We start from the raw sequence: 25280 nt of genomic DNA on the forward strand, positions 1-25280 counted from the left end.
CGGCACTACACCCAGTTGCACAAATCATCGATTCCGACACTTCTGTTGCGTGTCGAAGGCATATTCGGTCGCAATTGGTGATCGCTTGTTGATCGGTCGATGGCGCGGAATGGGCAGTTCCAGGCTGGCTCGGGACCGGGTCGCGCAGGCGTGCGTGCCCGCCCGCCTGCGCGGGTAGGGCTGGGGGAATGTGCGCCGGGCGGCCCGGCGGGCCGGCGCGCTCGCCGCCGTACGGGCGGCCGGGGTGCTCCGGTGCAGGCGGCGGGCCGCCCGGGCGCCGCGGAGGCTACTTGCGGCGGCGGTGCAGGGCGATGGCGGCGGCCGCGCCGCCCGCGATCGCGCCGACCCCGGCGGCCGCCGGGACGCCGACCTTCACGGCCTTGCGGCCGGTCCGATAGTCGCGCAGCCGCCAGTCGTGCTCACGGGCATGCTTGCGCAGTTTTGTGTCCGGATTGATCGCGTACGGATGCCCGACGAGTGACAGCATCGGAATGTCGTTGTGCGAATCGGAGTACGCCGCGCACCGCTCCAGGTCGAGGCCCTCCGCCACCGCCAGCGCGCGCACCGCCTCCGCCTTCGCCGGGCCGTGCAGCGGCTCGCCGACCAGGCGGCCGGTGTAGACGCCGTCCACGGATTCGGCGACCGTGCCCAGGGCGCCCGTCAGGCCGAGCCGGCGGGCGATGATCGTGGCCGTCTCGACCGGCGCGGCCGTCACCAGCCACACCTTCTGGCCGGCGTCGATGTGGGCCTGGGCCAGGGCGCGCGTACCCGGCCAGATCCGCTCGGCCATGTACTCGTCGTAGATCTCCTCGCCGATGGACATGAGCTCGCTGACCCGGTGCCCCTTGACGATGGACAGCGCGCTGTCGCGGGCGTCCTGCATGTGCTCGGGGTCCTCGACCCCGGCCAGCCGGAACCAGGCCTGCTGCCAGGCGAAGCGGGCGAGTTCGCGGCGGCGGAAGAACTCCCGCTTGTACAGGCCGCGGCCGAAGTGGAAGATCGCCGCGCCCTGCATGACGGTGTTGTCGAGGTCGAAGAAGGCGGCGGCCAGGTCGTCCCCGGCCACCGGGAATTCCGGTTCGACGGCCTCGGGCAGGGCGGGCTCGGGCCCGGCGGCCTCCGCAGGCGCCTCCGCTTCGAGGACCTGGGCGGTCTTGCGGGCGGCCTCGGCCGAGGCCTCGCCTGCCAGCACGCTCCGCGCGGTGGCGGAGCGCCTACGGGGGGTGAGCCATCCTCGAGCGGCCATGACGCGAGCATAGCCACTGTGTTCGGGACTTCCCGAAACCGCGCGATTGCCGGGGCGTGAACTCCTCGGTGCGCGGGGGCCGGCGCACGGGGGCCGGCGCGCGGGGCGTGAGAATGGGGGCATGAGCCCTTTGCTGCGCCGCAAGGAAAAGAAGAGCCCCGGCGAGCGGATGGTCACCCTCATCGGCAAGCCGGGGTGCCATCTGTGCGACGACGCCGAGGCCGTGGTCGCCCGCGTCTGCGCCGAGGTGGGCGCGCCGTGGGAGAAGAAGGACATCTCCCAGGACGAGGAGCTCTACCGGCGGCACTGGGAGCAGATCCCGGTGGTCCTCGTGGACGGCGAGCAGCACACCTTCTGGAGGGTGAACCCGGACCGGCTGCGCCGGGCGTTGGAAGGCTGACCGCCCGACGGCTACCATCATGGGCGTTTTGTGGGATCTCGGGGGCGTATGGGTGAGGAGTGTGTGTCGGTTTGCCCCCGGCAGGATCTGAACGGGTTCGGTGCGTTGTGCGCCGTCCGGCCGCAGCCCCACGGCGCGTGACCCCGGTCACTTTGGTCGGACAAAGCGGACACAATCTTTGTGCACGCGTTCACAAAGACATAGCCTGCTGTCGACGGGGCGGTCTGGGGACAGAGGACCGCCTTCAGCCCCGCTCATCCCGCAGGAGCATCGTGGCAACTGGCCGAACTCACCGACCGGCGACCCGCAGCCGAGGTATCCCCGAGGCCACCGTCGCCCGGCTTCCGCTGTACCTGCGCGCCCTGACCGCGCTCTCCGAGCGCTCGGTGCCCACGGTCTCCTCCGAGGAGCTGGCGGCGGCCGCCGGCGTCAACTCCGCCAAGCTCCGCAAGGACTTCTCCTACCTGGGCTCCTACGGCACCCGGGGTGTCGGCTACGACGTCGAGTACCTCGTCTACCAGATCTCCCGCGAGCTCGGCCTGACCCAGGACTGGCCCGTCGTCATCGTCGGCATCGGCAACCTCGGCGCGGCCCTCGCCAACTACGGCGGCTTCGCCTCCCGCGGCTTCCGCGTCGCCGCGCTGATCGACGCCGACCCGGCCATGGCCGGCAAGCCCGTCGCGGGCATGCCCGTCCAGCACACCGACGACCTCGAAAAGATCATCCGGGAGAACGGCGTCTCCATCGGCGTCATCGCCACCCCGGCGGGCGCCGCCCAGCAGGTCAGCGAGCGGCTGATCGCCGCCGGCGTCACCTCCATCCTGAACTTCGCGCCGACCGTCCTCTCCGTCCCCGACGGCGTCGACGTGCGCAAGGTCGACCTGTCGATCGAGCTGCAGATCCTCGCCTTCCACGAGCAGCGCAAGGCCGGCGAGGACTCCGCGGCCCCGGCCCCCGCCGCCGGCGCCGCCACCGCGCCCTCCGCTGCCTCCGCCGGCGCCGGGGCGGACGCCTCCGCCGTCGTGCCGCCCGCCGCCCGCCCCGCCTCCGGCGCCCGCAAGCCCGGACCCGAGGGCGACGTCCCGGCGGTGATGCCGGCATGAGCCTCCTCGTCGTGGGACTGAGCCACCGCAGCGCGCCCGTGAGCGTGCTGGAGCGCGCCTCGCTGTCGGCCGACGCCAAGGCGAAGCTGCTGCACGACACCCTCGCCGTCGAACCGGCCGCCGAGGCCGCCGTGCTCGCCACCTGCAACCGCATCGAGCTGTACGCGGACGTCGACAAGTTCCACGCCGGCGTCGCCGAACTCTCCACGCTCCTCGCCCAGCACAGCGGCGTCGCGCTCGAAGAGCTCACCCCGTACCTGTACGTGCACTACGAGGACCGGGCCGTCCACCACCTCTTCTCGGTGGCCTGCGGACTGGACTCCATGGTCGTCGGCGAGGGCCAGATCCTCGGCCAGATCAAGGACACCCTCGCGCTCGGCCAGGAGCTGCACACCGCCGGCCGCCTGCTGAACGACCTGTTCCAGCAGGCCCTGCGGGTCGGCAAGCGCGCCCACTCCGAGACCGGCATCGACCGGGCCGGGCAGTCGCTCGTCACCTTCGGCCTGGAGCAGCTGGCCGCCGGACGCGAGCCCGTCGAGTCCTGGGCCGCCGGCAAGCGGGCCCTCGTCATCGGCGCCGGCTCCATGTCCTCCCTCGCCGCCGCCACCCTCGCCCGGGTCGGCGCCGCCGAGGTCGTCGTCGCCAACCGGACCGCCGCGCGCGCCGACCGTCTCGTCGAGATTCTGGTTGCCTCAGGCACAGGCGTGACCGCCCGGGCCGTGGCCATGGCCGCCGTCGCCGACGAACTGACACGAGTCGACATCGTCGTCTCCTGCACCGGAGCGACCGGCCTCGTCCTGACCGGCGACGACGTCGCCGCCGCCCTGGCCCACACCCCGGCCGCGGCGCCCCGGACGCTCCCCGCGCAGGCAGGCCCGCGCACCGCCGTCCCCGCGCCGGCCCGGCCCGCCGCCCTGCCCGCCGGCCTCGACCCCGAGGTCGTCGCCCGCCTCGCCGCCGTCGCCGCGGCCGGCGGCCGCCTCGCCGACGCCGGAGTCGCCCGTACCCTCACCGGCGCCCCCGGCCCCGACGGCTGCCCCGCCGACGCGCCGGCCGCCGCCGGGCGCGCCGCCCTCACCGGCGTCGACGCCACCGACCTCGAACTCCACGGCACCTGGGCCGACCAGGGCGAGGCCGCCGCCCAGCGGCAGCCCCGCAAGGGCACCCGCAGCCACGCCGACGGCACCCCCGTACGCCTGGCCCTGCTCGACCTCGCCATGCCCCGCGACATCGACGCCGCCGTGCACCGCATCCCCGGCGTACGCCTCGTCGACATCGAGTCCCTCGCAGAGGCCTCCGCCGACGCCCCCATGGCCGCCGACGTCGACGCCGTACGCGGCATCGTCGCCGACGAGGTCGCCGCCTTCGGCGCCGCCCAGCGCGCCGCGCACATCACCCCCACCGTCGTCGCCCTGCGCGCGATGGCCGCGGAAGTCGTCGCCATGGAGGTCGCACGCCTCCACGGGCGCCTGCCGGACCTCGACGACCGGCAGCGGGCCGAGGTCACCCAGACCGTCCGCCGCGTCGTCGACAAGCTCCTCCACGCCCCCACCGTGCGCGTCAAGCAGCTCGCCAGCGAGCCCGGCGGCGCAGGGTACGCCGACGCCCTGCGCGAACTCTTCGACCTCGACCCGCAGACGGTGGCCTCCGTCAGCCGGGCCGACGGGGCGGCCGCGGCCGGCCAGGCCAACCAGACCCACGACTCAGGACGGGCATCATGAATTCACGCTCCGACCAGCCCCTCCGGCTCGGCACGCGGCGCAGCAAGCTCGCCATGTCCCAGTCGGGGCACGTCGCCGACGCGGTGCGCGCCGTCACCGGCCGGTCCGTCGAGCTCGTGGAGATCACCACCTACGGCGACGTCTCCCGCGAGCACCTCGCGCAGATCGGCGGCACCGGCGTCTTCGTCACCGCCCTGCGCGACGCCCTGCTGCGCGGCGACGTCGACTTCGCCGTGCACTCCCTCAAGGACCTGCCGACCACGCAGCCCGAGGACCTCGTCATCGCGGCCATGCCGCTGCGCGAGGACCCCCGCGACGCGCTCGTCGCCCGCGACGGCCTGACCTTCGCGGAGCTGCCCGACGGCGCCCGCGTCGGCACCGGCTCGCCCCGCCGCACCGCCCAGCTCCACCACTACGCCCGCACCCTCGGCAAGCGCATCGAGACCGTCGCCATCCGGGGGAACGTCGACACCCGCATCGGCTTCGTGCACAGCGGCGAGCTCGACGCAGTCGTCCTCGCCGCCGCCGGCCTCAACCGGATCGGCCGCAGCGGCGAGGTCACCGACCACCTGTCGGTCGACAGCGTCCTGCCCGCACCCGGCCAGGGAGCCCTGGCCGTCGAGTGCCTCGCGTCCGACGCGGACCTCATCGCCGCCCTCGGCAAGCTCGACGACCCGCACACCCGGGCCGCCGTCACCGCCGAGCGGTCCCTGCTCGCCGCCCTGGAGGCCGGCTGCAGCGCCCCCGTGGGCGCGCTCGCCGACCTTCTGGCCGACGGGCAGATTGTCAATGAAATGCGCCTGCGCGGCGTCGTCGGCACCCTCGACGGCGCGACGCTCGTGCAGCTGTCCACCACCGGTCCCGTGCCCCAGTCGCACGACGAGGCCATGGCGCTCGGCCGCGAACTCGCGGACGAGATGCTGGCCAAGGGCGCGGCCGGTCTGATGGGGGAGCGATCCCTTTGAACCCCTCACGTCCCACCACCTCCGCTCTCCCCGTCGCCGCCGCCGGGCACGGGCACGTCACCTTCCTCGGTGCGGGCCCCGGCGACCCGGGACTGCTGACGCTGCGCGCCGTCGAGGCGCTCGCCGCCGCGGATGTGCTCATCGCGGAGCCCGAGGTGCTCGAGGTCGTCCGCACGCACGCGCGCGCCGGAGTGGACACGCCACAGCTGACGATCGCTGACGAGGCGTCAGCGGCCGCCGGAGTACCGGTGATCCGGGACGCCGCCAATCTTGTCATGGAGGCCGCGCGCTCCGGCAAGCGGGTCGTCCGTGCCGTCACCGGCGACCCCGGCCTCGACGGCAACGCCGCCTCCGAAATGCTCGCCTGCGCCGGCGAGGGCATCCCCTTCGAGGTCGTGCCCGGCGTCGCCACCGCCGTCGGCGTCCCCGCCTACGCGGGCGTCCCGCTGCGCGGCGAACAGGGCGCCGACGTCCGCTTCGTCGACGCCCGCAACGCCTCCGCGCAGTGCTGGAGCGAGGTCGGCTCCGGCCACGGCGTCGTCGTCGTCTCCGCCACCCTGGAGACCGTCCCCGCCGCCTGCGCCGAGCTCGTCGCCGCCGGCCGCGCCGGCGACACCCCGCTCACCGTCACCGTCGGCGGCACCACCACCCGCCAGCGGACCTGGAACGCCACCCTCGGCACCATCGCCCAGGTCTTCAAGCAGGGCAAGGTCCTGCCCTCCCCCGAGGGCACCCGCCCGGTGATAGCCGTCGTCGGCGAGCAGGGCGCCGCCGCCCGCCGCGAGGAGCTCGCCTGGTTCGAGTCGAAGCCGCTGTTCGGCTGGCGGGTGCTCGTCCCCCGCACCAAGGAGCAGGCCGCCTCCCTCTCCGACCAGCTCCGCTCCTACGGCGCCGTGCCGCACGAGGTCCCCACCATCGCCGTGGAGCCGCCGCGCACCCCGCAGCAGATGGAGCGCGCCGTCAAGGGCCTCGTCACCGGCCGCTACGAGTGGATCGCCTTCACCTCGGTGAACGCCGTCAAGGCGGTACGCGAGAAGTTCGAGGAGTACGGGCTCGACGCGCGCGCCTTCGCCGGCATCAAGGTCGCAGCGGTGGGGGAGCAGACCGCCGCCGCCCTCGTCGAGTTCGGCGTCAAGCCCGACCTCGTGCCGAGCGGCGAGCAGTCCGCCGCCGGACTGCTGGAGGACTGGCCGCCGTACGACCCGGTCTTCGACCCGATCGACCGCGTCTTCCTGCCGCGCGCCGACATCGCCACCGAGACCCTCGTCGCCGGGCTGATAGAGCTCGGTTGGGAGGTCGACGACGTCACCGCCTACCGGACCGTGCGCGCCTCGCCCCCGCCGGCGGACACGCGCGAGGCGATCAAGGGCGGCGGCTTCGACGCCGTGCTCTTCACCTCGTCCTCGACGGTGCGCAACCTCGTCGGCATCGCCGGCAAGCCGCACAACGTCACCGTCATCGCCTGCATCGGCCCGGCGACCGCCAAGACCGCCGAGGAGCACGGCCTCCGCGTCGACGTCCTGTCGCCGGAGCCGAGCGTGGGCAAGCTCGCCGAAGCCCTCGCCGAGTACGGCGCGGCGCGCCGCGAGGCCGCCAAGGAGGCCGGCGAGTCGGTGTCCCGGCCGAGCGAGCGCCGGCCGGGGGCGCGGCGGCGCCGGACGACCTGAGGGACGTCCTGGCCGACGAGCGGAGCCGAGGGCCCGGGTGCAGCCGCACCCGGGCCCTCACGCTTCACGGGGCGGGCCCGGCCCTAGGCTGGGACCCGACCCCGACTGCTGTCGAAGCTCGAAGAGGCGACTGAAGATGAGCGCGTACGGATCCTTCCCCGGCTCGCGGCCCCGCCGGCTGCGCACCACCCCTGCCATGCGGCGGATGGTCGCGGAGACCCGGCTGCACCCCTCCGACCTGATCCTCCCGGCGTTCGTCCGGGAGGGTCTGAGCGAGCCGCTGCCGATCAAGGCGATGCCGGGCGTGGTCCAGCACACCCGCGACACCCTGCGGAAGGCCGCCGCCGAGGCCGTCGAGGCGGGCGTCGCGGGCATCATGCTCTTCGGGGTTCCCGCCGACGAGAACAAGGACGCGCTGGGGACTGCGGGTACCGAGCCGGACGGCATCCTCCAGGTCGCGATCCGGGATGTGAAGGCGGAGGTCGGGGACGACCTGGTGATCATGTCGGACCTGTGCCTGGACGAGTACACCGACCACGGCCACTGCGGCGTCCTCGACGCGCAGGGGCGCGTCGACAACGACGCGACGCTGGAGCGGTACGCGGAGATGGCGCAGGTCCAGGCCGACGCGGGCGTCCACGTGGTCGGGCCGAGCGGCATGATGGACGGCCAGGTCGGCGTCATCCGGGACGCGCTGGACGAGACGGGCCACGAGGACGTCGCCATCCTCGCCTACACCGCCAAGTACTCGTCCGCGTTCTACGGGCCCTTCCGCGAGGCCGTCGCCTCCTCGCTCCAGGGCGACCGCAAGACCTACCAGCAGGACCCGGCCAACGCGCGCGAGTCGCTGCGCGAGCTGGCGCTCGACCTGGAGGAGGGCGCCGACATGGTGATGGTGAAGCCGGCCGGCCCGTACCTCGACATCCTGTACCGGGTCGCCCAGGCCGTCGACGTACCGGTGTCCGCGTACCAGATCAGCGGCGAGTACGCGATGATCGAGGCGGCCGCGGAGAAGGGCTGGGTGGAGCGCGACCGCGCCATCATGGAGACCCTGACCGGCATCAAGCGGGCGGGCGCGGACACGATCCTGACGTACTGGGCCACGGAAGTCGCGGGGTGGCTGCGGCGGGAGCGGTGACGGGCGCCGCTCGGGGGTGTGACGGCGGGAGCCGGCGACTCGGCGTCGGATGTGCGGCGGCCGCGGTGCGGTTTGGCGGGAGCCGACCGGTCAGCAGCGGAGACGCGACTGGGGGTGTCCCGGGCAGTTGATGGTGTCCGGGGCGGGCCGGTCCCTCAAGGGCGCGCCCGTTGGGCGCGTCGCTGCGCGATGGCCCTTCGGGCCACCCTTGAGGGACCGACCCGCCCCGGAGGCATTTTTTCTGCCGGGACGCCCCCAGGGGAACGGCCAGGGGGTACGTGGACCATTCAGGGCCATCAGAGCCCTTTCCCTCCCGCCCCGGGGGCTCTTTTCGCCCCACCAGCCAGCCGACCCGACGGCGGAAGCCCGGGTGGGCCGTGACGTAGCGAAACGACGTCCAGAGCATCATCCGCAGACATGAGCGCCCCAGATCGCTACGTGGGCGTCCTCGGCTCAGCGACTATCGGCCGTCAGGGGCGGGGGCGGCGCGGCAGATCGCTACGGGGGCGCCGTCGGCTCGGCGGCCGACCGCCGTCCGGGGCGGGCAGACGCATCGGATCGCTACGTGCTCCTCTTGTCTGGCGACGGGCGGCCGTCTCGGGTCAGGCCGGGCGACGGAACCGGAATGTGGCTGTGACCTGCGGTGTCAGCGGTGCTCGCTAGGGTGTTCGTCGTGAGCATGACTGAAAAGCGGAACGTTCCGCTTGCCTTGCAGCTGGTGATCGGCCTGGTCGTTGCGGGCGTGGTTTTCTTCGTCCTGACGAGGGTCGGCGGGGAGACCGTCGCCGGCAGGCAGGAGGCGGCCGCCGCGCCCGAGGCGGTGCCCAGCGCATCGGACCGGCCGGTGATCCCGCTCGCCGACGCCTTCCCGGACCGGGTGCCCGACGGGAAGGGCGGCGACTTCACCAAGGTGGGAGCCGCGACCTTGAAGTCGTGCACCGAACCCGACTCGGTCGGCCCGGCCCTCGCCGGCATGATCGAGGCGGGCAAGGGCTGCCTCGGCGAGCACGTCGCCCTCTACAAGGACGCCCAGAACAACCAGTTCAACCTGGCGGTCTTCACCATGAGGGACCCGCAGGACACCGTTACGCTGGTGATGCGCCTCGGCGGCAACCCGACGGACTACCAGGTCGGCGCCCAGGCGCCGCCCCCCGGATCGGGCCTGAAGACCCTTCCGCCGGACAGCGGCATGGTGCAGTCCTTCACCGGCCGGGGCCGTTCGATGGTCGTCGGCCTGGGCCAGTGGTCCGACGGCGCCACCCGCGACTACCAGGGCATCGTCGACCGCCTCAGCCCTCTCCTCCAGCACGTCTCGGACCGGGTGGGCCGGTACGAAAGCGGTTCCTGACCGCTACAGTCCACGGCATGGGGGAGAAGAAGGTCCGCATGGCGCCGTGCCAGTTCTGTGGGCGCCCGGTCGTTCACCGCTGGTACCGCGTACCGCACTGCAACAGGTCGTGCTGGATCCGCGACGTGCGCGCCAACTTCTGGCGCAATCTCTTCCGCTGACCCCCGCCTTTCCCGCCCACGGCCTCTTCCCGCCCAGGGCGGTCAGCCGCCGACAAACGACGCCCACGTAGCGATCTGACGCGCCTCCCGGCCCCTGACGGCCGATAGTCGCTGAGCAGAGGATGCCCACGTAGCGATCTGGGGCGCTCCTGTCTCCGGATGGTGCTCCGGGCGTCGTTTCCCGACAGCAGAGCCCACCCGGCCGCCGCCGACGGTTCTGAGGATGCCGGTGGGGCTGGATGCGGCGGCCGGAGCGGGAGGGCCAGGGCTCTGATCGGCCTCTTTGGTCTTCGTCCCTCCAGGCCGTTCCCCCGGGGGTGCCCCGGCAGAAAAAAATGCCTCCGGGGCGGGTCGGTCGGTCAAGGGTGGCCCGAAGGGCCATCGCGCAGCGACGCGCCCAACGGGCGCGCCCTTGAGGGACCGGGCCGCCCCGGACACCATCAACTGCCGGGGACTCCCCCAGTCACACTCCCGACCCCGATCGATCGGCCACCGCCGAACCCCGCCCCCGCCGCCTCCCCTCTACCCCGCCCGCCCCGCTCGCATCCTGCCCACCCCGGGAGCACCCTGGAGGGACAAGGGTGAGCCCCTGGAGGTGATGCACCATGTCCACACTGGTCGGGTGGCACGTGGAGCTCGAATTCACCGAGGACGGACACCGCACCACTGCGGCGGCCATGGTCAGACTCGGTGACGGCTCCGAGATGCGGGCGCGCGGTTACGCCATGCGTCACCCCTCCGACCCGGCGCAGCTGAGGGTCGGGGAAGAGATCGCGGGCGCGCGGGCGCTGATGGATCTCGCGTCCCAGATGTTGCAGAAGGCGCACGGAGAGATCGACGAGGCGACGGGCCGGCACTCCTACCCGCTGTCTCCCTGATCCGCGAATGAGCGGGTGTCGGCCGGGCCCCGGCCGACACCCGCTGCCGCGGGGCGCGGCTACCGCCCCGCGACCCACCCGGCGAGCGCCGTCCAGGCGGCGGGAGCGAGGCTCAGCACCGGCCCGTCGGTGACCTTGGAGTCCCGGACGTGAACGGTACCGGGGCAGGTGGCGACCTCGACGCAGTCGCCGCCCTCGCTGCCGCTGTAGGTGGACTTCTGCCAAGCGATGGCGACCTCCAGGCAGTCGCCGCCCTGCTCGGTGCTGTAGCTGGACTTGAACCACTTCAGTGCGATGCTCATCGCTCTCCTAGCAACCCGTCCAACAGGCCCGTTGTCTCTTCCGGGTTGAGGGCCTGAGACCGCAGCATCGCATACTTGGCCGACAGGATGTTGACCTCGTTGGGGTCGGAGATTAGCTGGCTGCCACGTTGCGTTTCGGCGTACGCAAGGTGTTGCAGATCCGGTGTCACGATAAGGACGAAGGGGCCTGAGAGACCCGCGTGAGTGTGACGCCCCAAGGGCATCACTTGGACGGTCACGCCGTGCAGATCGGTGCAGGCGCGCAGATGCAGGAGCGCCTCGCGGTGGATGTCCGGACCGCCCAACTGGTCTCGAAGCGCCGCCTCGGAGATCACGTAGCTCAGGTTTGGCGGATCCTGTCGGTGCAGGATCTCCTGGCGGGCCATCCGTACAGCGACGCGCTCTGCGATCTTCTTCTGACTCAGTGCCGGGATTTCGTTGGTGAAGACCGCGTGGGCGTAGGCCTCGGTTTGGAGCAGGCCAGGGATGACTTGGTTCTGGTACGAGGACAGGGCGAGAGCCTCCCGCTCCAGGTCCATGAACCCCTCAGCCCACTCCGGCACCTGATCCACCGCCGGCAGCTTCTCCACCCCCGCCGCCAGCACCCCGCCCGACTCCAGGACCCGGTCCATCATCTCGGCCACGTCCGGCATCAGGGCGCGTCTGCCCTGCTCGATCGAGGCGATCGTCTCCTCTTCCATCCGCACCAACTTGGCCAGTTGGCGCTGTGTCAGGCCCTTCCTGACCCGGAGTACGGCCACCTGCGCCCCGACCATCTTCAGAGCGGTGCCGTTCTTCGGTACGCGTTTCCTCGGCGGCATGTTTTCCGGACTCCCCACCTGCGCCCGCGATGTACCCGTGCCTGCCCGTACCAACGGATCGGTACGGGTGGTCGCCCTGCACACGGTAGTGACGGACGGCGACGATCGCCCCGTGATCCAGGAGATTGAACCCGCCCGGATGAGGGGCCGCTACTTCGCACGCTCCCGCCAAACTGTCGCCGCTGCCAGGCAGTTCACGGCAGAAACACTTGACGTGTGGGGTGTCACCCAACACCGCGACGACCTGTTGCTCTGTGTGAGCGAACTCGCGGGCAACGCCCTCCGCCACGGCGTCCCGCCCGGCCGGTACTACCGCGTCCGGCTCCGGCGGTACGAAGGCGGCCTGCGGCTGGAAGTGCACGACAGCGGACCCGGGCTGTCCCGCACCCGGGTCGGCGACGGGTACGGGCTGCGCATCGTCGAGGCGGTCTCGGACCGGTGGGGCGTGCTGCCCAGGCAGCCGGGCAAGTCGGTCTGGTGCGAGTTCGGCGCGCCGGCGAACGGGGCAACCGGCGCCGGCACCGGCCTGCGGTCGATGCAGGGTCGGCCCGACGGTGGGACTGGTACGGTAATCCCGTACGACTATGACTGCGTCTGTGGTCCATGGGAGGTCAGCCATGTCGATGTCAGCCAATGAGGCCCGTCAGCGCTTCTATCCGCTGATCCGGCAGGTCAACGAAGACCACGTGCCCATAGAGGTCACGTCCCGGGAGCACGGTGACGTGGTGATCATGTCGGCTGAAGACTTCCGCTCTTGGCAGGAAACGGTCTATCTCCTGCGCTCGCCGCGAAACGCGCAGATCCTGATGGAATCGATCGCAGAGCTGGATGCCGGACAAGGCCAGGCCAGAGAGCTGATCAGCGTCGACGACGAGGAAGAAGCCGGGTCCGCCGCGTGAAAGTTGTCTTCTCGGGCCGGGCATGGGAGCAGTACACGTACTGGGCAACTGCCGACCCGAAGATCCTCAAGCGGATCAACCGCTTGATCAGCGAAATCCGGCGTACACCCTTCGAAGGCACTGGGAAGCCGGAGCCGCTCAAGGAGAACCTGTCGGGCTGGTGGTCTCGGCGGATCACCGACGAGCACCGGCTGGTGTACCGGATCCAGGACCAAGCAGTGGAGGTCGCACAGGTCCGGTACCACTACTGAACCGACGGCCCCTCCGGGCCGCCCCCGCCTCCGCCCCGTCGGCGGCGGCTCGTCGGCGGCGGCCCGTCAGCGGCGGCAAAGGGCCGGCCCGCCCGTCACATCGGGTCCGGCTGCTCCGGAGCCTCGCTCGGCGTGATCACCGCGAACACGGCGCCCTGCGGGTCCGCCAGGACGGCCATGCGGCCGGCCGGCATGTCGAAGGCGGGGGCCATGACGCTGCCGCCGGCGCGTTCGGCGGCGGTCTGGGCCGCGTCGGCGTCGGCCACGCGGAAGTACGGCAGCCAGTGCGGCGGGGTGCCCTTCGGGTGACGGTCGAGGGACATCATGCCGCCGACGACCCGGTCGTTGACCTTGAGCTCGGTGTAGCCCTCGGCGCCCGGCATCTCGGACGCGGCCGGGGTGATCGGCAGGATCCTGGCGTAGTACGCGGCGGCCTTGGCGGGGTCGCTGGTCGCCAGCTCGTTCCAGGCGAGGGTGTTGTCCTCGTTGACGATTCCGGCGCCCTGGAAGGTACCGGCCTGCCAGATGCCGTAGACGGCGCCGGTGGGATCGGAGAGGACGGCCATCCGGCCGAGGTCCATGACCTCGGTCGGGTCGACCAGGGTGCCGCCGCCGGCCGCGGTGCTCGCTCTGACCACCTCGTGCACGTCGTGCACGGCCAGGTACGTGGTCCAGGCGGCCGGGGGCATCGGGTCGGGGACGGAGCCGTCCGGGTTCATCGCCTTCATGATCCCGGCGACCGGCTGCCCCTTGTACTCGCAGACGGAGTAGCCGCCGGTCTCGGGCGGGCCGATCTCGCCGGTCCAGCCGAAGAGGCCGGCGTAGAAGTCGAGGGCGGCTTGCTGGTCGGGCACCATCAGGTCGATCCAGCACGGGGTGCCGGGCCGGTACGAGCCGGTCATGAGGGGCACGGGGCCTCCGGGGCGGGTGGGGAGGGACGGACAGACGGCACGTCCCTACCCCCGGCCCGGACGGCAGGAATCGGGCCGAACGGGTGGTCGGTCCCCGCTAGAACGCCCGGCCGGTGACGGCGTCGGCGAGGAGCAGGGCGAGCACCGCCAGGTTCAGCAGCAGGCCCGCCGCCGGCAGCGGACGGAACGGGCGGCGAACGGCGGAGCGCGCGCAGGCCATTCCGGTGACGGCGAGCACCAGCAGCAGCGGCCACAGCAAGCCGGGCACCCGGCCGCCGGTCGCGGCGAGCGCCGTGGTGGCGGCCGCCCCGGCGAGGAAGGACGCCCGCACGGCCCGCCCGGCCGGCGGCGTCCGCCCGACTGCCCGCGCCGGCCCGGCGGGGGCGGACTGCGGGCCCGGCGCGGCCTCCGGTCCGGCCCGTCCCGGGCCGTCCCCGCCCGCCTTCCACGGCTGCGATGTCCCCGGCAGGGGCTGCGGCGCGGCCTGCGCCGGTTGCGGCGCCGCCCCGGGAGCCCGGGCCGGAGCCGCGGCCTCCGCGGGCGCCGCCTCCGCCGCAGGGCCCGTCCGTCCGGCGTCCCGCTCCGGCGGGGAGGCCTCCGGCGCCCCGGGCGCCTCCCCCAGTTCCTCCAGCAGTTCCCGCAGCGCCGCCGCGAAGGCCGGGTCCCGGTCGGCCTCGTCGGCCAGGACGATCTCGGCCATGGTGGTCGAAGCACCGCCCGGGGCGGTCCGCAGGCGGTGCAGGGCCACCGTGCCCGAGGCGGTGGCGCGCAGCCGGTCCTCCGCCAGCCTTCGTATGCGGGCGGGCAGCGCGGTCTGCGCCGGGGTGTCCCCGGCGTCCGCCTCCGTGAGGACGTGCAGTGCGGTGCGTGCCAGTCGTAACGGGTCCACGATCGGTCTCCCCATGCCTCCCGCGGTGCCGTTCCCCGGACCCCCCGGCCGCGGCCGCGGTCAGGTGATCGTACGGACTCGCACGGGTCCGTCGCCAGGCCTGCCGGGTCCCGGACGGCGCTCAGGCGGCGGGCGGGTCCGTGACCAGGGCGGCGGCCAGGGCGCGGGCTTCCGCCAGCCAGGCGGTGCGCTGCCGCGGTGTGGAGTCGGAGACGGTGCGGAAGACGCGGCGGCGGACGTCGCGCGCGCCGGTGTACGGCAGGACGCACGCCGCCCAGATGCGCTGCAGCGGGTCGCCGAACTCGCCCGCCTCCCGCTCCTCGGGGGTGTCCGAGGTGTTCAGGACCAGCGCGCGGTCGGCGCGCAGCAGGCCGGCGGGCTCCCCCTGCGCCGTGCCGAGCTTGTAGGCGACGCCGGGGACGAGGACCCGCTGGACCCAGCCGGCCAGGACGGCCGGCGGCATGCCCCACCAGTTGGGGTGGACGAAGACCAGCGCGTCGAGGCCGGCGACCTCGCGGCGGTGCGCCTCGACCCGCGGGTCCGTGGCGGCGGCGGGCGCGTCGACCGTCTCCGTCTCCTGCGCCGCGAGCACCGGCGGGAACCCCTCCGCGTACAGGTCGTGCGCGTGCACCTCGCAGCCGCGGGCGGCGAGTTCGGCCGTGACGGCCTCGAACAGCGCGTGGTTGAAGCTCCCGCTCCGCGGGTGCGCCAGGTAGACGCCTGCCTTCATCGTGTGCGTGCCCTCCCCGTACCGGCCGCCGGTTCCGTCAACGGCCGCCGGGGACACCGTACTTGGCGGCCCCCGCCCGAAACGGAGCCGCCCCCGGCCCGGCAGCTCGGGGCTGCCGGCCCGGGGGCGTCGCGGAGCAGGCGGGACGCGCGAGGCGTCAGAGCTTCTCGGGGGTGCGGATGCCCAGCAGGCCCATGCCCTTGGCCAGGGTCCGCGCCGTCAGGTCGATCAGGAAGAGGCGGTTCTCCTGCTGCTCCGGGGTGTCGGCCTTCATGACGGGGCACTGGTCGTAGAAGGCGGTCAGGTGCGAGGCGAGCTGGTACAGGTACGCGGCGAGCTTGTGCGGGGCGTACTCGGCGGCGGCGTCGGCGATGAGCTCGCCGAAGCCGTCGAGGTGCAGGCCCATCGCGCGCTCGGCCGGCGCCAGCGGCAGCTCCGGGTGCGCCTTGGGCGCGGTGTCGGCGAGGCGGCGCTGGATGGACCGGATGCGGGCGTACGCGTACTGGAGGTAGACGGAGGTGTCGCCGTTGAGCGAGACCATCTGGTCGAGGTCGAACTTGTAGTCGCGCGCGGCGGACGTGGACAGGTCGGCGTACTTGACGGCGCCGATGCCGACGTGCCGGCCGTTCTCGACGATCTCGGGCTCGCTCAGGCCGGCCTTCTCCGCCTTCTCGCGGACGACGGCCGTGGCCCGGTCGACGGCCTCGTCGAGCAGGTCGACCAGCCGGACCGTCTCGCCCTCGCGGGTCTTGAACGGCTTGCCGTCGGCGCCGAGCACGGTGCCGAAGGCGAGCTGGACGGCCTTGGTGCCCTCCTGGAGCCAGCCGGCGCGGCGGGCGGTCTCGAAGACCATCTTGAAGTGCAGCGACTGCCGGGCGTCGACCACGTACAGCAGGGTGCTCGCCTTGAGGCTGCCGACGCGGTCGCGGATCGCCGACAGGTCGGTGGCGGCGTAGCCGAAGCCGCCGTCGGACTTCTGGACGATCAGCGGGGTGGGCTGGCCGTCGGGGCCCTTGTACTCGTCGAAGAAGACGCACAGCGCGCCGTTGGAGCGGACGGCGACGCCGGACTCCTCCAGCAGGCGGCAGGTCTCGGCGAGCATGTCGTTGTAGCCGGACTCGCCGACGATGTCGGCGTCGCGGATGTCCATGTCGAGCTTGTCGAAGACCGAGTAGAAGTAGATCTTCGACTCGTCGACGAACCGCTGCCACAGGGCGAGGGTCTGCTCGTCGCCGGCCTGGAGGTCGACGACGCGGGCGCGGGCGCGGGTCTTGAACTCCTCGTCGGCGTCGAAGAGCGCGCGCGACGCCTTGTACAGCCGGTTCAGGTTGGACATGGCCTCTTCGCCGGCCGCCTCGGCGGCGTCGGCGTCCCCGGCGGCCGGCTCCGCGGCCTTGTGGTCCAGCTCGTGCGGGTGCTCGATCAGGTACTGGATGAGCATGCCGAACTGGGTGCCCCAGTCGCCGATGTGGTGGCGGCGCACGACCTGCTCGCCGGTGAATTCGAGGATCTCGACCATCGCCGCGCCGATGACCGCCGACCGCAGGTGGCCGACGTGCATCTCCTTGGCCACGTTCGGCTGCGCGTAGTCGATCACGGTGGTGCCGGCATCCGGGTTGACGGGGACGCCGAGGCGGTCGTCGGCGGCGCGCGCCGCGAGCGTCTCGACGATCGCCCGGTCGGAGACGGTGATGTTGAGGAAGCCGGGGCCGGAGACCTCGATCTCCTCGATGACGCCGCCCTTGTCGAGGCCGCCCACGACGGTGGCCGCCAGCTCGCGCGGGTTGGCCTTGGCCTTCTTCGCCAGCGCCAGGATGCCGTTGGCCTGGAAGTCGGCCCGGTCGCTTCGTCGCAGCAGCGGGTCGGCCGCACCGGCCTCCGGCAGGGCGGAGGCGAGGGCGTCGGCGACGCGCTGGTGGACGGAGGAGGCGAGGGAAGGGACCGAGGCCATGAGCTGCCGTTCCTGTGAGTGTGCCCCTGGCGCGGTGTCCGCCGGGGCGCGGGGTTGTTCGTTCCGACAAGGGCCGAGTATCCCACGCGGCCGCATCCCGTTTCCCGGCTTGTACCGGCCGCCGGGCACCTTGTACCGGCCGCCGGGCAACCAAGGAGCGGCGGGTTCCGTCTGGGAGAATGGCTGAAGCCAGCATTCGAGATAGAAGGACGTGTCGTGGCTCAGAGCAGCACCGAGACCGACTGGGTCTCCCGTTTCGCGGACGAGGTCATCGCCGAGGCGGAGCGCCGAGCACCCGGCAAACCTGTCGTCGTCGCGTCCGGACTCTCCCCCTCCGGCCCGATCCACCTGGGCAACCTGCGCGAGGTCATGACCCCGCACCTGGTCGCCGACGAGATCCGCCGCCGCGGCATCGAGGTCCGCCACGTCCTGTCGTGGGACGACTACGACCGCTACCGCAAGGTGCCCAAGGGCATTGCGGGCGTCACGGAGGAGTCGCACGGCGGGCACATCGGCCGGCCGCTGACCTCCGTGCCCGCGCCCGAGGGGTCCCCCTACCCGAACTGGGCCGAGCACTTCAAGGCCGCCATGGTCGAGGCCCTGGCCGAGCTCGGTGTCGAGTACGACCCGATCAGCCAGACCGAGCAGTACACCTCGGGCGCGTACCGCGAGCAGGTGCTGCACGCGATGAGGCACCGCGGCGACATCGACGCCGTCCTCGCCCAGTACCGCACCAAGCCGAAGGCCGCGAAGAAGTCGCAGAAGCCGGTCGACGAGGCCGAGCTGGAGGCCGCCGAGGGCTCCGGCGCGGCCGGCGAGGACGACGGCAGCGCCGAGGGCGCCGAGTACTTCCCGTACAAGCCGTACTGCGGCGAGTGCGGCAAGGACTTCACCAAGGTCACCTCGTACGACGACGAGACGACCGAGCTGACGTACGTCTGCACCGAGGACGAGTTCACCGAGACGGTGAAGCTGTCGGAGTTCAACCGCGGCAAGCTCGTCTGGAAGGTCGACTGGCCGATGCGCTGGGCCTTCGAGGGCGTCGTCTTCGAGCCGTCCGGTGTCGACCACTCCTCGCCCGGCTCGTCCTTCCAGGTCGGCGGCCAGATCGTGCACATCTTCGGCGGCGAGCAGCCGATCGGCCCGATGTACGCGTTCGTCGGCATCAGCGGCATGGCCAAGATGTCGTCCTCGAAGGGCGGCGTCCCGACCCCCTCCGACGCGCTGAAGATCATGGAGCCGCAGCTGCTGCGCTGGCTGTACGCCCGCCGCAGGCCGAACCAGAGCTTCAAGATCGCCTTCGACCAGGAGATCCAGCGCCTGTACGACGAGTGGGACAAGCTGGAGGCGAAGGTCGCCGACGGCTCGGTGCTCCCCGCCGACGCCGCCGCGCACACCCGCGCCGTGCGCGTCGCCTCGCACGAGCTGCCGCGCACCCCGCGCCCGCTGCCGTACCGCACGCTCGCCTCGGTCGTCGACATCACCGCCGGCCACGACGAGCAGACGCTGCGCATCCTGGCGGACCTCGACCCGTCGCAGCCGCTGGCCTCCCTCGACGAGGTCCGGCCGCGCCTGGACCGCGCCGAGAACTGGATCACCACCCAGGTCCCGGCCGACCAGCGGACCCTGGTGCGCGAGGAGCCCGACACGGAGCTGCTCGCCTCACTGGACGACGAGGCGCGCCGCTCGCTGGCGCTGCTGCTGGAGGGCCTTGACTCGCACTGGTCGCTCGACGGGCTGACCACGCTCGTCTACGGCGTGCCGAAGGTGATGGCCGGGCTGGAGCCCGACGCCAAGCCGACGCCCGAGCTGAAGGTCGCGCAGCGCAGCTTCTTCGCGCTGCTGTACCGCCTGCTCGTCACCCGTGAGACCGGCCCGCGCCTGCCGACGCTGCTGCTGGCGGTCGGCGCGGACCGCGTCCGCAAGCTGCTGGCGGTCTGACCGGCCGTACGACGGAGGGGGCCCGCCGGACGTCCGGCGGGCCCCCTTTCCGCTTCCTCACCGCCCGGGCGGCGCCGGAGGCGCTCAGGCGATGTGCTCGTTCTCCAGGTCGCGCTGGTAGCGCTGCTTCAGCTCCGGCATCAGGCGGCGCAGGGCGGAGGCGCTGCGCGGGTGCACGATCCCCATGCGGTCCTGGAGGTGTATCTCCAGCTGCTCCGGGGTCGGGAAGCCGCCGTTCTCGTCGATGTACGCCCGGAAGACCTCGTACGCGGCCTCCGCGAACTTCACCTCGTCGATCTCGGCCTCCGCCTCCGCCTCCGCGGACGCCGCCCCCTCCGGTGCGGCCGGGAAGAGGGCGCCCTGGCCGTCGGTCTCCGCCTGGGCGTCCAGGGCGCGCTGGGCGGCGCGGGCCTCGAGCTGGGCGGCGAGGGCCTGCCGGTCGGCCAGGTCCTGCTCGGTGTCCGGCAGCTCGGGGCCGGTCGGCGGCAGCACCGGGGTGGGCTCCAGGCCCTCGACGTACTGCGGGTTGTAGCCGCTTTCGTACGCGGTCTGCGGAGCCTTCGGCGCGGCGAACCAGGCGCTGTTGTGGGCCGCGGGCATGGCCGTCGGATCCACGGCGAACGGCGGCGGAGCGTGGTGCGGGAGGCCGTGGGCCTGCAGCCAGGCCGCCCGGGCCTCGGCCTGCGCCGGGGTCTCGGGCTGCGCCGGGGTCCCGGGCTGCGCCTGCACCCCGGCCGGCGCGTCCTGCCCGGGCCCGGCCGGCACCGGCTGTCCGTGCGGGCCCTGCGGCGCCTGTCCGCCCGGACCGGCCACGGCCACGGCCTGCGGCTGCGCGGCCGCCGCGCCCGCCGCCAGCGCGGGGGCCGTCGCCGCCGTCTCCACGGGCGGCAGCAGCGCGGGCTCGATGCCGGCCGCGGCCAGCCCCTCGGGGGCCGTCTGCGACAGCGGTACGCCGATGCGGGCCAGCCGCAGCGGCATCAGCGCCTCGACCGGCGCCTTGCGGCGCCAGGCGCGCCCGTACCGGGCCTGGAGCCGGGCCTGGTAGATCAGCCGGTCCTGTTCCATCCCGACGGCCTGCTCGTAGGAGCGCAGCTCCCACAGCTTCATCCGGCGCCACAGCTTGAAGGTGGGGATGGGGGAGAGCAGCCAGCGCGTGATGCGGACGCCCTCCATGTGCCGGTCCGCGGTGATGTCGGCGATCCGGCCCACCGCGTGCCGGGCCGCCTCCACGGTGACGACGAACAGCACGGGGATCACCGCGTGCATGCCGACGCCCAGCGGGTCGGGCCAGGCCGCGGCGCCGTTGAACGCGATCGTCGCCGCGGTCAGCAGCCACGCCGTCTGGCGCAGCAGCGGGAAGGGGATCCGGATCCACGTCAGCAGCAGGTCCAGCGACAGCAGGACGCAGATGCCCGCGTCGATGCCGATCGGGAAGACCAGCGAGAAGTCCCCGAACCCCTTCTTCAGCGCGAGTTCGCGGACCGCGGAGTACGAGCCCGCGAAGCCGATCCCCGCGATGACGACGGCACCCGCGACGACCACGCCGATGAGTATTCGGTGCGTACGAGTCAGCTGCATCGCGGCCACCCGCGATCTCCTCCCCTTGTCGTGCCACGGCAGGCACAGCGTACGGGTGACTGTACGGGTGACTGAATGTCAGCCTCCAGTAAGGGTGCCCGGTCCGCTGCGCGCCGCGGCGTCGGTGCCTGCTACTGGGACGCGGCCGGGGAAGGCTGCTGCTCGGGCTGCTTCTGCTCCTGGTTGGCGGCGTCGACGGAGGCGACGATCTCCTTGGCGGCGGCGACGGCGTCCTGGAGCAGCTTGGCGTGATCCGGTGCCCCGGCGCCCTCGTAGGCGGCGCCGTTGTAGTCGAGGGTGACGACCACGTTGTGGGTGCGCGCGACGACCGTCGTGTTCGCGAAGTCCACGTCCTTCTTCACGCCGAAGACGATGGAGGTGGCCTGGTCGCCGGTCTCGGCGACGGCCTCGGCCTTGACGTCGGCCGCGCCCTCGGTGGCCTTCGCGGTCTCGATCTGCTTGGCGTACTGCTCCTCGGCGCGCTTGGTGGCGCTGCCGAGGGAGGCGTGGGAGTCGTAGCGGACCAGGGAGACCGACAGCCAGCGGTACTGGGAGCCCTTCAGGCCGTCCGTCTTCAGGCCGTTCCAGGAGCAGCTGGCGCGGCTGCCCAGGTCGTTGGACTTGGTCGCCGTGCCGTTGGTGTCCTTCGCGTCCGGGACGAGGGTCTCGACGGTCTTGGACTGGAGGGTCTTGCACGGCTCGGGGAGCGTGGCGAAGCGGGCCTTCTCCAGCTCGACCTTCGGCTTCCCGCCGGGCGTGGCGGACGCCGACGCGCCGGACTTCTTGCCGTCGCCGGATCCGGAGCCCTTGCCCTTGTCCGAGTCGGACGAGCATCCGGCGGCGGCGAATATGACCGGGACGACGGCGGCGCAGGCGAGCACCCGGGTGAGGCGCGAAGCAGATCGGTGCATGGTTCCTTCACTACGTTGAGGGACGCGTTCGTGTGGAGCGGTGGGGGCGCGGTACGGACGCGGCGCGGGCGCGGGACCCGTGCAACGGTAGCCCCACCGGGCGCGCGGCTGCTGTGCGCGCCGTCACGCCGGGGTGTCGCGCCGGGGTGCCGCGGGGCCCGGCCGCCGCCGTCAGTCGCTGAAGCGCTCGACGAGCGCCTGCGCCAGCTGCCGCGCCTTGTCCTGGGTTTCGGTGCTGGAGGGGACGGCGCCGGGCACGGCGGGCTGGACGCTGTACTCGACGGTGACGATGACGTTCGCGGTGCGGAAGACGACCCGCACGGTGCGGGACTGGGCGGCGCTGGCGCCGGCCGCGCCCAGCTTGTCCTCGATGAACGCCTCGGCGCCGAGGCCTTCGAGGACGCGGGAGCCGAGCTCGGACGGGGACGGCGACGGCGTGGGTGCGCTGCTGCCCGGCGCGGCGGGGGACCCGGAGGCAGGGGGCGCACCGGTGGGGGCCGGCGGCGGGGAGGCCGGCGGGGCCGCGGGCGCGGGGCTCGACGCCGGGGCGGCGCCGGGGGAGGCCGGGGTGCCGGGGGTGGCGGCGGGGCCGGGGAAGGGCAGGCGGGCGTCGGTGAGGCGGCGGACGTAGACCTGGCGGGCCTTGTCGTCGTCGCTCATGGCGGTCCGGTCGTACGAGACGACCCGCTCGAAGCCGACCGAGAGCAGGCGGGTCTCCTCGGGCGTCTGCGCGCTCCAGCGGCAGCCGACGTGCCGGTCGGCGTCGTAGGAGGTGTCGGCGGCCCCGGCGTAGATCCGCTCGCGGTCCTCCTCGGTGAGGCCGGGCGCGGCCGGCAGCATGGTCCGCAGCCGCTTGCCGTCGACCGACCGGCAGGGGGAGGGCAGGCTGCGGTACTTCCCGGCGGGCGCGGGGGAGGGGGAGCTGTCGCCGGACTTCGAATCGGTGTCGGCCCCGCCGCCGCCTCCGCCGGTGCACCCGGTCAGGCCGGCCATGCCGGCCATGAGTGCGGTGAGCACCGCGATGCCCGGCAGGACCCGCCGTACCGCCTTGCGCTGCACGTCCTCTGGCTCCCTTCGACCGCCCCGGCCGCCCGGCGGTCAGGAAAATGCGTTGCCGCGCTTTGGGCGCGGATGGACACAATGTCTATCGCACACGCCGGTCCCGGCGCCGGTCCCCTGTCTGCTTTGGGGGCATGAGCGAGGGTTTTGCAGATTCTGATTTTTCCATGGTTTTCGGGGGATTAAGCCGTTATGTCGCACTTCGAGGTTGCAGGGGAGCACGTCCCCATCCGGATGTGGACCGATCCGGCGTCCGTCGAGCCGAGTGCCATGCGGCAGCTCCAGAACACCGCCACCCTGCCGTGGATCAAGGGCCTGGCCGTCATGCCGGACGTCCACTACGGCAAGGGCGCCACGGTCGGCTCGGTGATCGCGATGAAGGACGCCGTCTGCCCGGCGGCCGTCGGCGTCGACATCGGCTGCGGCATGTCCGCCGTGAAGACCTCCCTGACGGCGAACGACCTGCCGGGCGACCTGTCGGGGCTCCGGTCGAAGATCGAGCGGGCGATCCCGGTCGGGGCGGGCATGCACCGCGACCCCGTCGCCGCCGACCGGCTGTACGGGTTCCCGGTGGAGGGGTACGCGCGGCTGTGGGACCGCTTCGACCACCTCGCGGACGCCGTGAAGTTCCGGCGCGAGCGGGCGGCGAAGCAGATCGGCACGCTGGGCAGCGGCAACCACTTCATCGAGTTCTGCCTCGACGAGGCGGGCTCGGTGTGGCTCATGCTGCACTCGGGCTCCCGGAACATCGGCAACGAGCTCGCCGACCACCACATCGGCGTGGCGCGGGGCCTCGACCACAACCAGAACCTCGTCGACCGGGACCTCGCGGTCTTCCTCGCGGCGACGCCCGAGATGGAGGCGTACCGCAGCGACCTCTTCTGGGCGCAGGAGTACGCCAAGTACAACCGGGCCGCGATGATGAGCCTGTTCAAGGAGGTCGTCCGGCGGGAGTTCCGCAAGGCGAAGGTCTCCTTCGAGCGGGAGATCAGCTGCCACCACAACTACGTGGCGGAGGAGCGGTACGACGGCATGGACCTGCTGGTCACCCGCAAGGGCGCGATCCGCGCCGGCAGCGGCGACTACGGGATCATCCCGGGCTCGATGGGCACGGGCTCGTACATCGTGAAGGGCCTCGGCAACGAGCTGTCCTTCAACTCGGCCTCCCACGGGGCGGGCCGGAAGATGAGCCGCACGGCGGCGAAGAAGCGGTTCTCGGCGCGGGACCTGGCGGAGCAGACCAGGGGCGTCGAATGCCGCAAGGACACCGGCGTGGTGGACGAGATCCCCGGCGCCTACAAGTCCATCGAGCAGGTCATCGACCAGCAGACCGACCTGGTCGAGGTCGTGGCCAGGCTCAGGCAGGTCATCTGCGTGAAGGGCTGAGCCCGCACGCGGACACGGGGGGACGGAGGAGCCCCGGCCGGCACCGGCCGGCCGGGGCTCCTCCGTCGGTTCCGGGTCAGCCCGGGTCCCCGTCGAGCAGCAGGTCGGCGGGGAGTCAGCGTCAGGGCGTGCGCAGTCACCCGGACGGGGTTGAGGGGCCGCCCGGCTCGTTCCCCGGGCGCGGCCGGGGTACTCAGAGCTCGCGGTGGACCTTCGTGTTCGAGGCCTGGGCGCGGGGGCGGACGACCAGCAGGTCGATGTTGACGTGGGAGGGGCGGGTCACCGCCCAGGCGATCGTGTCGGCCACGTCCTCGGCGGTGAGGGGCTCGGCCACGCCCGCGTAGACCCTGGCCGCCTTCTCCTCGTCGCCGCGGAAGCGGGTCTTCGCGAACTCCTCCGTCCTGACCATGCCCGGGGCGATCTCGATGACGCGCACCGGCAGGCCGACGATCTCCAGGCGCAGCGTCTCCGCCAGGACACGGGCGCCGTTCTTCGCGGCGACGTAGCCGGCGCCGCCCTCGTACGTGCCGTGCCCCGCCGTGGACGACAGCACGACGACGGTGCCGTCGCCGGAGGCGGTCAGGGCGGGCAGCAGGGCCTGGGTGACGTGCAGGGTGCCGATGACGTTGACCTCGTACATCGTGCGCCAGTCGGCGGGGTCGCCGGTGGCGACCGGGTCGGCGCCGAGCGCCCCGCCCGCGTTGTTGACCAGGACGTCGCAGCGGTCGAGGGAGGCGGCGAAGGCGTCGACGGCGGCCCGGTCGGTGACGTCCAGGGCGTACGCGGCCGCGGACAGCCCGGCCGCGCCCAGCTCGGCGGCGAGGTCCTCGATGCGGTCCTTGCGGCGGGCGGTGAGGACGACGCGGTAGCCGGCCTCGGCCAGCTGCCGGGCGGTGGCCGCGCCGATGCCGCTGCTCGCGCCGGTGACTACGGCGGTCCGGGTGGCCGTGCTCATGTGCGGCTCCTCCTGCATGGCGCCCGCGCGCGGTGGGGTGCGCGCGTGCGTGTGTGTGTTCGTACGGCG

General features: G+C 72.8%; 25 protein-coding genes. 14 read left to right on the plus strand and 11 right to left on the minus strand.

Annotation, left to right across the window (positions count from 1 at the left end):
• Positions 1 to 286 precede the first annotated feature (286 nt).
• Positions 287 to 1246, minus strand: coding sequence for an HAD family hydrolase (locus tag C0216_RS02135; protein ID WP_114053609.1), 960 nt, complete (start codon positions 1244 to 1246; stop codon positions 287 to 289).
• A 121-nt stretch (positions 1247 to 1367) separates the two neighbouring features.
• On the opposite strand from C0216_RS02135, the gene C0216_RS02140 reads away from it, so the two are divergent.
• The 9 genes from C0216_RS02140 (at position 1368) to C0216_RS02175 (ending at position 10627) form a co-directional block, all read left to right on the plus strand.
• Positions 1368 to 1646 carry a glutaredoxin family protein gene (locus C0216_RS02140; RefSeq protein ID WP_114053610.1) on the plus strand — a complete coding sequence of 93 codons (279 nt, stop codon included), beginning with the start codon at positions 1368 to 1370 and terminating at the stop codon, positions 1644 to 1646.
• A gap of 272 nt (positions 1647 to 1918) precedes the next feature.
• A complete protein-coding gene (locus tag C0216_RS02145) occupies positions 1919 to 2749 on the plus strand; it encodes a redox-sensing transcriptional repressor Rex (RefSeq protein WP_114053611.1) in 831 nt (276 codons plus the stop codon).
• Positions 2746 to 4470, plus strand: a complete 1725-nt coding sequence (locus tag C0216_RS02150; RefSeq protein ID WP_114053612.1) for a glutamyl-tRNA reductase — start codon at positions 2746 to 2748, stop codon at positions 4468 to 4470. Before C0216_RS02145 ends, C0216_RS02150 begins: the two co-directional genes overlap by 4 nt.
• Entirely contained in the window at positions 4467 to 5435 is a 969-nt protein-coding gene (gene hemC / locus C0216_RS02155) for a hydroxymethylbilane synthase (RefSeq protein ID WP_114053613.1), read from the plus strand. The genes C0216_RS02150 and hemC overlap by 4 nt, the downstream gene beginning before the upstream one ends.
• Positions 5432 to 7102 carry a uroporphyrinogen-III synthase gene (locus C0216_RS02160; RefSeq protein WP_114053614.1) on the plus strand — a complete coding sequence of 557 codons (1671 nt, stop codon included), beginning with the start codon at positions 5432 to 5434 and terminating at the stop codon, positions 7100 to 7102. The genes hemC and C0216_RS02160 overlap by 4 nt, the downstream gene beginning before the upstream one ends.
• 136 nt (positions 7103 to 7238) lie before the next feature.
• Positions 7239 to 8240, plus strand: a complete 1002-nt coding sequence (gene hemB / locus C0216_RS02165) for a porphobilinogen synthase (RefSeq protein ID WP_114053615.1) — start codon at positions 7239 to 7241, stop codon at positions 8238 to 8240.
• A 673-nt stretch (positions 8241 to 8913) separates the two neighbouring features.
• Positions 8914 to 9588 carry a hypothetical protein gene (locus tag C0216_RS02170; RefSeq protein WP_162793100.1) on the plus strand — a complete coding sequence of 225 codons (675 nt, stop codon included), beginning with the start codon at positions 8914 to 8916 and terminating at the stop codon, positions 9586 to 9588.
• A 17-nt stretch (positions 9589 to 9605) separates the two neighbouring features.
• Positions 9606 to 9749, plus strand: a complete 144-nt coding sequence (locus tag C0216_RS33310; protein ID WP_162793101.1) for a hypothetical protein — start codon at positions 9606 to 9608, stop codon at positions 9747 to 9749.
• A gap of 605 nt (positions 9750 to 10354) precedes the next feature.
• Positions 10355 to 10627: a DUF1876 domain-containing protein gene (locus tag C0216_RS02175; protein WP_114053617.1), complete on the plus strand. Its 273-nt coding sequence runs from the start codon at positions 10355 to 10357 to the stop codon at positions 10625 to 10627.
• A 59-nt stretch (positions 10628 to 10686) separates the two neighbouring features.
• Here the strand turns inward: C0216_RS02175 and C0216_RS02180 are convergent, their stop codons facing one another.
• Positions 10687 to 10929: a DUF397 domain-containing protein gene (locus C0216_RS02180; RefSeq protein WP_114053618.1), complete on the minus strand. Its 243-nt coding sequence runs from the start codon at positions 10927 to 10929 to the stop codon at positions 10687 to 10689.
• On the minus strand, positions 10926 to 11750 hold the full coding sequence (locus C0216_RS02185; protein ID WP_174250334.1) for a helix-turn-helix domain-containing protein: 825 nt from the start codon (positions 11748 to 11750) through the stop codon (positions 10926 to 10928). Before C0216_RS02185 ends, C0216_RS02180 begins: the two co-directional genes overlap by 4 nt.
• Here C0216_RS02185 and C0216_RS35190 point away from each other — a divergent pair.
• From C0216_RS35190 to C0216_RS02200, 3 genes are read left to right on the plus strand one after another with little or no spacing between them, the layout of a single operon-like run.
• Positions 11749 to 12387 (plus strand): ATP-binding protein, encoded by a 639-nt coding sequence (locus C0216_RS35190; RefSeq protein WP_342777086.1) that lies wholly within the window; start codon positions 11749 to 11751, stop codon positions 12385 to 12387. The genes C0216_RS02185 and C0216_RS35190 overlap by 2 nt on opposite strands.
• Complete coding sequence (locus tag C0216_RS02195; protein WP_114053619.1) at positions 12368 to 12649, plus strand: type II toxin-antitoxin system Phd/YefM family antitoxin; 282 nt, start codon at positions 12368 to 12370, stop codon at positions 12647 to 12649. Before C0216_RS35190 ends, C0216_RS02195 begins: the two co-directional genes overlap by 20 nt.
• Positions 12646 to 12900, plus strand: coding sequence for a Txe/YoeB family addiction module toxin (locus C0216_RS02200; RefSeq protein ID WP_114053620.1), 255 nt, complete (start codon positions 12646 to 12648; stop codon positions 12898 to 12900). Before C0216_RS02195 ends, C0216_RS02200 begins: the two co-directional genes overlap by 4 nt.
• Before the next feature lie 95 nt (positions 12901 to 12995).
• On the opposite strand, the gene C0216_RS02205 is transcribed toward C0216_RS02200, so the two are convergent.
• The 4 genes from C0216_RS02205 to argS all read right to left on the minus strand — a co-directional run bounded on the left by C0216_RS02205 (position 12996) and on the right by argS (position 17381).
• Positions 12996 to 13802: a VOC family protein gene (locus tag C0216_RS02205; protein ID WP_114058399.1), complete on the minus strand. Its 807-nt coding sequence runs from the start codon at positions 13800 to 13802 to the stop codon at positions 12996 to 12998.
• 106 nt (positions 13803 to 13908) lie between these two features.
• Positions 13909 to 14700, minus strand: coding sequence for a hypothetical protein (locus C0216_RS34040; RefSeq protein WP_216827050.1), 792 nt, complete (start codon positions 14698 to 14700; stop codon positions 13909 to 13911).
• Positions 14701 to 14821: 121 nt separating this feature from the next.
• On the minus strand, positions 14822 to 15430 hold the full coding sequence (locus C0216_RS02215; RefSeq protein ID WP_114053621.1) for an NAD(P)H-dependent oxidoreductase: 609 nt from the start codon (positions 15428 to 15430) through the stop codon (positions 14822 to 14824).
• A 157-nt stretch (positions 15431 to 15587) separates the two neighbouring features.
• A complete protein-coding gene (gene argS, locus C0216_RS02220; RefSeq protein WP_114053622.1) occupies positions 15588 to 17381 on the minus strand; it encodes an arginine--tRNA ligase in 1794 nt (597 codons plus the stop codon).
• 216 nt (positions 17382 to 17597) lie between these two features.
• Here argS and lysS point away from each other — a divergent pair, with 216 nt between their 5' ends.
• The gene (gene lysS, locus C0216_RS02225; protein WP_114053623.1) at positions 17598 to 19322 is read left to right on the plus strand and encodes a lysine--tRNA ligase; all 1725 of its coding nucleotides are present in this window, start codon (positions 17598 to 17600) and stop codon (positions 19320 to 19322) included.
• A gap of 84 nt (positions 19323 to 19406) precedes the next feature.
• Here lysS and C0216_RS02230 read toward each other — a convergent pair whose 3' ends face one another.
• The 3 genes from C0216_RS02230 to C0216_RS02240 all read right to left on the minus strand — a co-directional run bounded on the left by C0216_RS02230 (position 19407) and on the right by C0216_RS02240 (position 22870).
• Complete coding sequence (locus tag C0216_RS02230; RefSeq protein ID WP_114053624.1) at positions 19407 to 20909, minus strand: DUF2637 domain-containing protein; 1503 nt, start codon at positions 20907 to 20909, stop codon at positions 19407 to 19409.
• Positions 20910 to 21031: 122 nt separating this feature from the next.
• Positions 21032 to 21811 carry a DUF3558 domain-containing protein gene (locus C0216_RS02235; protein ID WP_114053625.1) on the minus strand — a complete coding sequence of 260 codons (780 nt, stop codon included), beginning with the start codon at positions 21809 to 21811 and terminating at the stop codon, positions 21032 to 21034.
• A gap of 171 nt (positions 21812 to 21982) precedes the next feature.
• Positions 21983 to 22870: a DUF3558 domain-containing protein gene (locus C0216_RS02240; RefSeq protein WP_114053626.1), complete on the minus strand. Its 888-nt coding sequence runs from the start codon at positions 22868 to 22870 to the stop codon at positions 21983 to 21985.
• A gap of 192 nt (positions 22871 to 23062) precedes the next feature.
• Between C0216_RS02240 and C0216_RS02245 the strand changes: the two genes are divergently transcribed.
• Positions 23063 to 24256, plus strand: a complete 1194-nt coding sequence (locus C0216_RS02245; RefSeq protein WP_114053627.1) for an RtcB family protein — start codon at positions 23063 to 23065, stop codon at positions 24254 to 24256.
• Between the two features lie 193 nt (positions 24257 to 24449).
• Here the strand turns inward: C0216_RS02245 and C0216_RS02250 are convergent, their stop codons facing one another.
• Positions 24450 to 25211 (minus strand): SDR family NAD(P)-dependent oxidoreductase, encoded by a 762-nt coding sequence (locus C0216_RS02250; RefSeq protein WP_114053628.1) that lies wholly within the window; start codon positions 25209 to 25211, stop codon positions 24450 to 24452.
• Positions 25212 to 25280: the final 69 nt, after the last annotated feature.

Origin of the sequence: Streptomyces globosus, from assembly GCF_003325375.1 — a bacterium.
GTDB lineage: Bacteria > Actinomycetota > Actinomycetes > Streptomycetales > Streptomycetaceae > Streptomyces > Streptomyces globosus_A.